Genomic DNA, 9,556 nt, shown 5'->3' with positions numbered 1-9,556 from the left:
GGCCTCCTTGACCCGCCGGGTGGGCCCACCGTCACACCTTCCAGAAGCAGAAGACGCCCCAGGCGATAGACAGGCCGAGCGGGATCCACAGGGGCATGCCGATCAGACCGAGCCAGGCCAGAAAGATATAGGCGGTCCCGAGGAGGCTGATGAACAGCCGGTCGCCGCGAGTGGTTTCGAGCCCCAGGACCCCCTTGCGCAGGTCGCCGCCGGGGTGGCGGATCTCAAGCGCGATGAGAACGCCGATTGCAGAAAAGATACCGATAAAGACCAGCGCCGTCGGCCAGGTCCAGGCCATCCATGATAGCATGTCAAACCCTCCCCATCGCAAAACCCTTTGCGATGTAGTTGCGGACGAACCAAATCACGATGGCGCCCGGAATGATTGTCAATGTGCCCGCAGCCGCCAGAAGGCCCAGCTCATAGCCGGCGCTGGAGGCGGTTTTGGTCATGGTGGCGGCGATGGGTTTGGCCGCCACGGCTGTCAGGGTTTTGGCCAACAGCAGCTCCACCCACGAGAACATGAAGCAGAAGAAGGCAGCAACGCCGACCCCGGCCTTGATCGATGGGATGAAGATCACGGCAAAGAACCGCGGGAAGGAATAGCCATCCACATAGGCGGTTTCGTCGAGTTCCTTGGGAATGCCGCCCATGAAACCTTCGAGAATCCAGACCGCGAGCGGGATGTTGAACAGGCAGTGCGCCAGCGCCACCGCCAGATGGGTGTCGAACAGCCCCACGGCCGAATATAGCTGGAAAAAGGGCAGGGCAAAGACCGCTGCAGGGGCCATCCGGTTGGTGAGCAGCCAGAAGAACAGCTGCTTGTCACCGAGAAAGCGGTAGCGGCTGAACGCATAGGCGGCCGGCAGGGCTACCGCGACCGAAATCACCGTGTTGATCGTCACGTAGAGGATCGAGTTGATATAACCCCAGTACCAGGTCGGATCGGTGAAGATGACCTTGTAGTTCTCCAGCGTGAAGGTCTGCGGAAAGAGCGAAAAGCCCGCGAGGATTTCATTGGTTGTCTTGAAGCTCATCGCCACCAGCCAGTAGATCGGCAGCATGAGGAACAGTATATAGACGATGGGGACGATGGAACGTTTCTGCATCTGATCCCTCCCTTAATTCTGATCGTCTTTGGTCATCAGCGTGTAGAACAGCCAGCTGACCAGAAGCGTGATTGCAAAGTAGATGAGCGACATCGCGGCGGCGGGGCCAAGGTCGAACTGACCCAGCGCGATTTTCACCAGATCGATCGACAGGAGCGTGGTGGAGTTGCCGGGGCCACCACCGGTCAGAACGAAAGGCTCGGTGTAGATGTTGAAGCTGTCCATGAACCTGAGCAGGATCGCGATGGTCAGGACGGTTTTCATCTTGGGCAGCTGGATGAACCGGAACACCGCCCAGTTAGAGGCACCGTCGATCTTGGCTGCCTGATAATAGGCGTCGGGGATTGAGACGAGACCCGCATAGGACAGAAGCACCACCAGCGAGGTCCAGTGCCAGACGTCCATGGTGACGATGGTCACCCAGGCCGCGACCGGATCCTGCGTCATGTCGTAGTTGATGCCGAGCGTGTGGTTCAGGAAATAGCCCAGAAGGCCGATATCGGGGAGGGTGAAGATGTTCCACATCGCGCCCACCACGTTCCAGGGGATCAGCATCGGCAGCGCCATCAGCACGAGGCAGACCGGCACCCAGAACCCTTTGCGTGGCATCGACAGCGCAATCGCGATGCCCAAGGGCACCTCGATGATCAGGATCAGGAAGGTGAAGAGGAACTGACGCCCCAGCGCCGCGTGGAACCGGTCGGAGCGCAGGATCTGTTCGAACCAGTCGAGCCCCTGCCAGAAAAAGACGTTGTCGCCGAAGGTCTCCTGCACCGAGTAGTTGACGACGGTCATCATTGGGATGAGCGCGTTGAAGGCCACCAGCAACAGGACCGGCAGCACAAAGAACCATGCTTTTTGGTTTTCGGTTTTCATTTGCTGTTACTCCGGGTCTGTGGCGAGCCAGCCGTCCACGTAAAGGCGGGTCTGGTCTTGGCGGAAGGCGAGGTGGGTTTCATCGCCTTTGTGCGGGGCGGCGCCTTCCTCGATCACGGCGTTGACCTTGTGGCCAAGGCAGTTGCATTCGACCACCGTGTGGCGGCCGATGTCGGACACCTTGGTGACGGTGGCGGGCAGGCCGCTGTCTGAGAGCGAGACGAACTCCGGGCGGATGCCGATCTCGGTCTTGCCATTAGGGGTGCCGCGCACGGGGCCTTCGAGGGCGACTGGCTGGCCTTCGATCTTTGCCTCTCCGTCAAAGGTGCAGGGCAGGATGTTCATGCCCGGCGAGCCGATGAAATGGCCGACAAACGTATGCGCGGGGCGTTCGAACAGCTCAACCGGCGTGCCGATCTGCACCACTTCGCCAAGCTGCATCACCACCACCTGATCGGCAAAGGTCAGTGCCTCGGTCTGGTCGTGGGTGACGTAGATCATCGTCGCCTTCACGCGCTGGTGCAGCTCTTTCAGCTTGGAGCGCAGCTTCCACTTCAGATGCGGGTCGATCACAGTGAGCGGTTCATCGAACATCACCACGTTGACATCCTCGCGCACGAGGCCACGGCCCATCGAGATCTTCTGCTTGTTGTCAGGTGACAACCCAGCGGCCTTCTGATCCAGCATCTCGGTCACTTCGAGCATCTCGGCAATCGCCATGACGCGTTCGCGTACGATGGCCTCGTCCCGGCCACGATTGCGCAGCGGGAAGGCGAGGTTGTCGTAAACGGTCATGGTGTCGTAGATCACCGGGAACTGGAACACCTGCGCGATATTGCGCTGGTCGGGGGGCAGTTTGGTGACGTTCTGGCCATCAAACAGGATCTGACCTTCGGAGGGCACCAGAAGCCCTGAGATGATGTTCAGCAGGGTGGATTTACCACAACCCGAGGGGCCAAGCAGCGCATAGGCGCCGCCGTCGGACCAGTCGAGATCGATCTCCTTCAGGGCGTAGTCGGACGCGGAGGTCGGCGCCGGAAGGTAGCTGTGGCGTAGTTTTGAAAGGGTAATTTTTGCCATCGTCTTGCCTCACGCCACGCGGGAGCCATCGGGTGCAAAGAAATAGCACGCGGATGGATCCATATAGAAATCATGCATTTCACCGACCTGGTAGGGGTGAACCCCGGCCGAAAGGGAGACCCAGCTGCCCTGAGTGCTGCCAAGGCCCAGATCGAAATGGGCGCTGCTTTCGGAGCCCGAAAGCTCGGTCACCTGCACGCGTCCGGCGATGCGGACCGTGGCCTGCGTGGTGGCGACGGGCAGCACGTGATAGGGGCGGATCGCGACGGTATAGGTGCCATCCGCCAGATCTGCGGCGGCGCCCTCCAGAACCCAGGTCACATCCGGGGTCAGCCGGGCCATGTTGCCCTGTTTGGTGATTTCGGCGGTGTTGATCGGCGGATCCGAGAACACCCGGGCCGCGGCCACGTTTTGCGGGTCGCGGTAGATCTCTGCGGTGGGGCCGAACTGGGTAACGCGGCCATCGCGCATCAGCGCGGTCTTACCGCCCAGCAGCAGCGCCTCTTCGGGTTCCGAGGTGGCATAGACCACAACGGCACCACGTCCGGCGAAAAGCTCTGGTAGCTGGTCGCGCAGTTCTTCGCGCAGTTTGTAATCGAGGTTCGCCAGCGGTTCGTCCAGGAACACCGCCTGGCTTTCCTTGGCAATCGCGCGGGCAAGGGCGCAGCGTTGCTGCTGACCGCCAGAGAGTTCATGCGGGCGCCGGTGCAGCATCGGGCGCAGCTGCAGGATATCCGCGGCGTCTTCTACCCGACCTTCGATTTCGGATTTTGCCATGCCTGCAACCTTCAAGGGGGAGGCGATGTTTTCAAAAACCGTCATGTGCGGGTAGTTGATAAAGAATTGGTGCACCAGGCTAATGTTGCGTTTCTGGGTGTTGAGGCGGGTCACGTCCCTGCCTTCCATCCACACGCTGCCGCTGGCAATCGGGTCCAGCCCGGCCATCAGTTTGATCAATGAGGTCTTGCCCGAGCCGGTGGCGCCCAGAAGGACGTTGAAGTGACCGCTCTCCAGTATCAGAGACGTGCCTTTTATGTGCTCAATCGCGCCGACGCGCTTGACCACGTTTTTAAGTTCAAGAGCCATCTTGGTTGGTCTTTCCGGAGAATGGGCCCGCTTGCGCTGCGCCGCTGCGGGCGTCGGCGAGAGAGCCAAAGCGCGATCCGCGCTTCCGTGGGGTTTGCAAATGCCCCGAAGCAGGACATGGGCCGCTTCGGGGTGGGTCGGCCGGGCGGAGAGCCGCCCGGCGGGGAGGGAGCCCTTAGTTCTTGGCCCAGCGGGCAACTAGCTCGTCATAGTTGACGGTCTGGCCCTGAGGCTTCTCGTTCTCCAGCTTCGGCTTGGCGCCGCCATTGGCGTACCACCATTCCGCGTCCTTCTCTTCGTTCAGACGCGGACCGCAGCCGCCGTAGATGTTGGCCTGCTCGTCAGCGCGCTGCATCCGGCTCATGGTGATGTCCATTTCCTGAGCAAGACGATCCATCGCTTCCTGCGGCGTGAAGGCGCCGGAGTTTACGTCACCGATCTGCTGCCACCAGATCTGGGCCAGCTTGGGATAGTCCGGAACGTTCACACCGGTCGGCGACCATGCCACGCGGTCGGGCGAACGATAGAATTCCACCAGACCACCGAGTTTCTCGGCACGTTCAGAGAAGCTCTCGTGGTTGACCGAGCTGTCGCGGATGAAGGTGAGACCCACGTGGGATTTCTTCACGTCCACGGTTTTCGACACCACGAACTGAGCGTAGAGCCATGCAGCCTGCGCGCGGTCCAGCGGAGTGGAGTTGAGGAAGGTCCAGGAACCCACGTCCTGATAGCCGACCTTCTGGCCTTCTTCCCAGTAGGGGCCATGCGGCGAGGGCGCCATGCGCCACAGCGGGGTGCCGCTGTCGTCGACGGTGTTGTTGCCTTCGGACTTCGGCTTCACCATGTCTGCGGTGAAGGCGGTGTACCAGAAGATCTGCTGTGCCACGTTGCCTTGGGCCAGGGCGGGCAGGGACTGGTAGAAGTCATAAGACGCCGCACCCGGAGGCGCGTATTTGCGCAGCCATTCGTCCCATTTGCGGATCGCATAGACCGCAGCCGGGCCGTTCGCGGCACCACCGCGGGTGACGCTGGCGCCAACCGGGTTACAGGTGCCCGCTTCCATGCGGATGCCCCATTCGTCGATCGGCACACCGTTCGGCTCACCTTTGGAGCCTGCGCCCGCCATCGACAGCCAGGCGTCGGTCATCCGCCAGCCAAGGTCAGGCGCGCGTTTGCCGTAGTCCATGTGGCCGTAGATATCGACGCCATCGATGTTCTTCACATCTTCCGAGAAGAATTCAGCGATGTCCTCATATGCGGACCAGTTAACCGGAACGCCCAGATCGTAGCCGTATTTCTCTTTGAAGGCCGCTTGCAGGTCTTCACGGTCGAACCAGTCTTTGCGGAACCAGTAGAGGTTCGCGAACTGTTGGTCGGGCAGCTGGTACAGATCGCCATCGGGACCGGTGGTGAACTGGGTGCCCATGAAGTCGTCGAGGTCGAGACCGGGGTTGGTCACCGCCTTGAAATCGCCTTCCATCATGTCGCTGAGGTTATAAGCGAGCTGCAGACGCGAGTGGGTGCCGATCAGGTCGGAATCGTTGACGTAGGCGTCATAGAGGTTCCGCTTGGTCTGCATTTGGGTCTGAACCGCCTGAACGACTTCGCCTTCCCCCAGGATCTGGTGGTTCACCTTGATGCCGGTGATTTCTTCAAAGGCTTTTGTCAGAACTTCCGATTCATAGCTGTGCGTGGGGATGCCCTCGGACAGCACGTTGATTTCCATGCCCTTGTAAGGCTCTGCCGCCTGAATGAACCACTGCATCTCGGACAGTTGTTCATCCTTGGACAGGGCCGATGGCTGGAATTCTTCATCAATCCATTTCTTGGCAGCTGCCTCGTCGGCATATGCTGCTTGGCCCGCAACCACGGCGCAAACCGCTGCTGCGGACAAAAGATACTTCCGCATCTTTCTCCTCCCTAAAGTCAGTAAGGCCAGATGTGCGTTGCTCGCACCTGACTGCTACAGGAGTTTCATAGGGTGCGGCGGATTGTCAAACTAAAAAATTAGTAATGATGTAAGTGTCTGACAATGTTGTGATTAAAGTTGATCTGAGGATACCTGTTTGCAATGCGGGCGCAGCGAAAACCCGCTGCCGCACCGCAGCATCAACCGGATTGGTGGCTCTTGTTGTGGGGATGGCGAGGGCGCTGGGAGAATCGCGTTTTCCCGTCGCGGTGTTCTGAGTTTCCGGCTAAGGAAGGTGCCATGACAGATGAATCCACATTCGAGATCTTTCTGACCGCGGCGCCGGGGCTTGAACAGGCCCTGCTGGCCGAGGCGCGCGAGCTGCAATTTTCCGATCCCCGGGCTGTACCCGGCGGTGTCACGGTGCAGGGCGGCTGGCCCGAGGTCTGGCGCGCCAACCTGTACCTGCGCGGCGCGGCGCGCGTGCTGGCGCGGATCGGTGCTTTCCGGGCCTTCCACCTTGCGCAACTGGACAAACGCGCCCGGAAATTTCCGTGGGCGGATGTACTGCGCGCGGATGTTCCGATCCGCGTCGAGGTGGCGACCAACAAGAAGTCAAAAATCTACCACGCAGGCGCTGCCGCCCAGCGGATCGAACGGGCCCTGTCCGAAGAGCTGGGCGCCACGATCATTCCGCCCAATGCCAGTGATGAGATGAGCGGCGCAGGCGTGACGCTGAAATGCCGGATTGAGGACAACCTGTGCCAGTTCAGCGTCGATACTTCGGGCGAGGGGCTTCACAAGCGTGGCCACAAATCGGCCGTGGGCAAGGCGCCGATGCGGGAAAATCTGGCGGCGCTGTTTCTGCGCGAATGCGGGTTCGACGGAAGCCAGACAGTAGTGGACCCGATGTGCGGCTCCGGCACCTTCGTGATCGAGGCCGCCGAGATCGCCATGGGGCTGGCGCCCGGGCGCAGCCGCAGCTTTGCCTTTGAGCAACTTGCGACATTTGATGCGGATGCTTTTGCCGCGATGAAAGCCGCAGTCGTTTCGCAGGAGACCCCGCTGCGGTTCTACGGATCCGACCGGAATGCGGGCGCGGTGGAGATGGCCACTGCCAATGCCGCCCGTGCGGGTGTTGCAGGCTGCACGTCCTTTTCGCAGGCTGCGGTCAGCGATCTGATGCCGCCCGAGGGGGCGCCCGGGCTGGTGATCGTGAACCCGCCTTATGGGGCGCGGATCGGCAACAAGAAACTGCTTTTCGCGCTTTACGGTGCTTTGGGGCAGGTCCTGAAAGAGCGATTTTCCGGCTGGCAGGTGGGTATCGTGACCAGCGAAACCGGTCTGGCAAAGGCGACCCAACTGCCCTTTTTGCCCTTCGGGGCACCGGTCGCACATGGCGGGTTGAAGATCCGTCTGTTCCGGACTGCTCCGCTGCCCTGATCCATCGTTCTGATGTGACAATGCTGGCCATACTGCTGAGATCAGTGGCATCTTGGCTGCGCCGGGCTATCTGAACCCGGCGCCAAATCCTGCATTCACGGAGCCGCAGCATGAGCACATTTGACGAAGATCTGTTTCTAAAGGGGCTTGAGCAGCGCCGCGCCACCCTTGGCGCGGAATATGTAGATGCCAATCTAGCCGCTGCGGATGATTTCAGCCGCCCCTTTCAGGAGGCGATGACCGCCTGGTGCTGGGGGTTTGGCTGGGGCGATGATGTCATCGATGCCAAGACCCGGTCGATGATGAACCTTTCCATGATCGGCGCGCTGGGCAAGATGCAGGAGTGGGAAACTCACTGCAGAGGCGCGCTGAACAATGGTGTCACACAGGATGAACTGCGGGCGATTATTCATGTGATCGGGATTTATTGCGGTGTACCGCAGGCGCTGGAGTGCTTCCGGGTGGCCCGGCGGGTTCTGGCCGAGGCTAACGCGGAGAGCTGAGGCTCAGCCCTTGTCATGGGGTCCGTGATCGGGTGGGATCAGTAGGATGTTTGTTTCCCGGAAGGTCCCCAATGGTGTTGCGTGCTCTCCTGCTTGTTTCTTTGTTGCTGGGCGGCGCCGGTTCGGCCCTGGCTCAGAACCGCGCTGCAATTGAACGCCAGTTCCAGACCTGGTTGCGGCAGGAGGTCTGGCCGCAGGCCCGGCGTGCGGGTGTTTCGCGCCGGACGTTCAACACTGCATTTGATGGCGTGACACTGAACTGGAAGCTGCCCGATCTGGTGCCCCCCGGCGCACCGGTCAAGACGCCGAAAACGCAGCGGCAGGCCGAGTTCGGCAAGCCCGGGAAATACTTCGGTCGCGGCGCGGTCGATGGCGCCACGGCGACCGGGCGCCAGATGGCCCGGCGCCACAAATCCAGCCTGACGAAGGTTGAACGCGAAACCGGCGTACCCGGGCGGATCATCCTCGCAATCTGGGGGCGGGAAAGCGCCTATGGGCGGGCGGCCATTCCGCATGATGCCTTTCAGGTCCTCGCCACCAAGGGCTTCATGAGCACGCGCGCGGACTATTTCTCGGCCGAGTTGATCGCGGCGCTGCAGATCGCGGAGGCAGGTCACGTGCCCGCCCATGCAATGAAGAGCAGCTGGGCTGGCGCCCTTGGCCAGCCGCAGTTCATGCCCACGAATTTTCTGCAACATGCCGCAGACGGCGACGGCGACGGCCGCGCGGATATCTGGGGGTCAGAGGCCGACACCATCGCCTCAATCGGGACCTATCTGAAGCGGCATGGCTGGCAAACTGGGCGCGACTGGGGGTTTGAGGTTTCAGTTCCGGGCAGCGTCTCTTGCACGCTGGAAGGCCCGGATCAGGGCCGCCTTATTTCCGATTGGGAGGCCATGGGGATTACCCGAGTCTCCGGGCGTCCCTTTCCTGAACACGAACGCGGTCAGCAGGGGTATCTGTTGATGCCTGCCGGGCGATACGGACCCGCCTTCGTGGTGACGCCAAATTTCTACGTCCTGAAAGATTACAACATGAGCGATCTATACGCCCTGTTCGTGGGGCATGTGGGGGACCGCATCCAGTTCGGCGTTGGCGACTTTCACGCCCGTTGGGGCTCCGTCGGGGGGCTGCTGCGGTCGGATGTAGCCGCCATGCAGCGCGCGCTCATAGGGCAGGGGCATGATGTCGGCGGCGCTGATGGGCTGGCCGGTTACAAGACCCGCCGCTCCATCGGGCGCTGGCAGGAGGCCACGGGGCAGCCCCCGACTTGTTTCCCCGATCCTGCGATGAAGGCGGCGCTTGCGCGGTGACTGCGCCGCTGCTCGGCGCAGTATGCGATTCTGAAAAACGCGGCGATAGCGCGGGGTTTCGCTTCGCAGCGGGTGAGGTAGGGGAGGAGGCGTCCAGTCAGCCTAACGCTCGGGTGCCAAGGCTGCGATGTGTTTCACAGTGCCTGTCTTTGCGGTCATTTTGTTTGATGATTTAAGGTGCTGTAAATATTGTGAAATTTTAAAACGGTGCATTTTTTTGACCAGAAAATCCTGCAC

Annotated in this window: 9 protein-coding genes; 3 read left to right on the top strand and 6 right to left on the bottom strand. The window is 61.0% G+C overall.

The features are described from left to right. Positions 1-31: 31 nt before the first annotated feature. The 6 genes from SM765_RS04660 to SM765_RS04635 form a co-directional block, all read right to left on the bottom strand. Complete coding sequence (locus tag SM765_RS04660; RefSeq protein ID WP_065271226.1) at positions 32-310, bottom strand: DUF2160 domain-containing protein; 279 nt, start codon at positions 308-310, stop codon at positions 32-34. Position 311: 1 nt separating this feature from the next. Beyond that, a complete protein-coding gene (locus SM765_RS04655) occupies positions 312-1,109 on the bottom strand; it encodes a carbohydrate ABC transporter permease (RefSeq protein WP_065271225.1) in 798 nt (265 codons plus the stop codon). 12 nt (positions 1,110-1,121) lie between these two features. Then, on the bottom strand, positions 1,122-1,985 hold the full coding sequence (locus SM765_RS04650; RefSeq protein ID WP_065271224.1) for a carbohydrate ABC transporter permease: 864 nt from the start codon (positions 1,983-1,985) through the stop codon (positions 1,122-1,124). 6 nt (positions 1,986-1,991) lie between these two features. Beyond that, complete coding sequence (locus tag SM765_RS04645) at positions 1,992-3,065, bottom strand: ABC transporter ATP-binding protein (RefSeq protein ID WP_274837334.1); 1,074 nt, start codon at positions 3,063-3,065, stop codon at positions 1,992-1,994. 9 nt (positions 3,066-3,074) lie between these two features. After that, entirely contained in the window at positions 3,075-4,151 is a 1,077-nt protein-coding gene (locus SM765_RS04640) for an ABC transporter ATP-binding protein (RefSeq protein WP_274837335.1), read from the bottom strand. A 175-nt stretch (positions 4,152-4,326) separates the two neighbouring features. Continuing rightward, positions 4,327-6,060, bottom strand: a complete 1,734-nt coding sequence (locus tag SM765_RS04635) for an ABC transporter substrate-binding protein (protein ID WP_274839877.1) — start codon at positions 6,058-6,060, stop codon at positions 4,327-4,329. A gap of 300 nt (positions 6,061-6,360) precedes the next feature. Here SM765_RS04635 and SM765_RS04630 point away from each other — a divergent pair, with 300 nt between their 5' ends. The 3 genes from SM765_RS04630 to SM765_RS04620 all read left to right on the top strand — a co-directional run bounded on the left by SM765_RS04630 (position 6,361) and on the right by SM765_RS04620 (position 9,319). Then, positions 6,361-7,503 carry a THUMP domain-containing class I SAM-dependent RNA methyltransferase gene (locus SM765_RS04630; RefSeq protein ID WP_065271220.1) on the top strand — a complete coding sequence of 381 codons (1,143 nt, stop codon included), beginning with the start codon at positions 6,361-6,363 and terminating at the stop codon, positions 7,501-7,503. 110 nt (positions 7,504-7,613) lie between these two features. Beyond that, complete coding sequence (locus SM765_RS04625; protein WP_065271219.1) at positions 7,614-8,006, top strand: carboxymuconolactone decarboxylase family protein; 393 nt, start codon at positions 7,614-7,616, stop codon at positions 8,004-8,006. Positions 8,007-8,077: 71 nt separating this feature from the next. Next, positions 8,078-9,319 (top strand): lytic murein transglycosylase, encoded by a 1,242-nt coding sequence (locus SM765_RS04620; protein ID WP_274837337.1) that lies wholly within the window; start codon positions 8,078-8,080, stop codon positions 9,317-9,319. The last annotated feature ends 237 nt before the right edge of the window (positions 9,320-9,556 follow it).

Source organism: Pseudophaeobacter sp. 1A09344 (assembly GCF_041008745.1).
Taxonomy (GTDB): Bacteria; Pseudomonadota; Alphaproteobacteria; order Rhodobacterales; family Rhodobacteraceae; genus Phycobacter; species Phycobacter gallaeciensis_A.
Note: the sequence above shows the minus strand (reverse complement) of the source record. Positions and strands in the feature narration are given on the sequence as shown.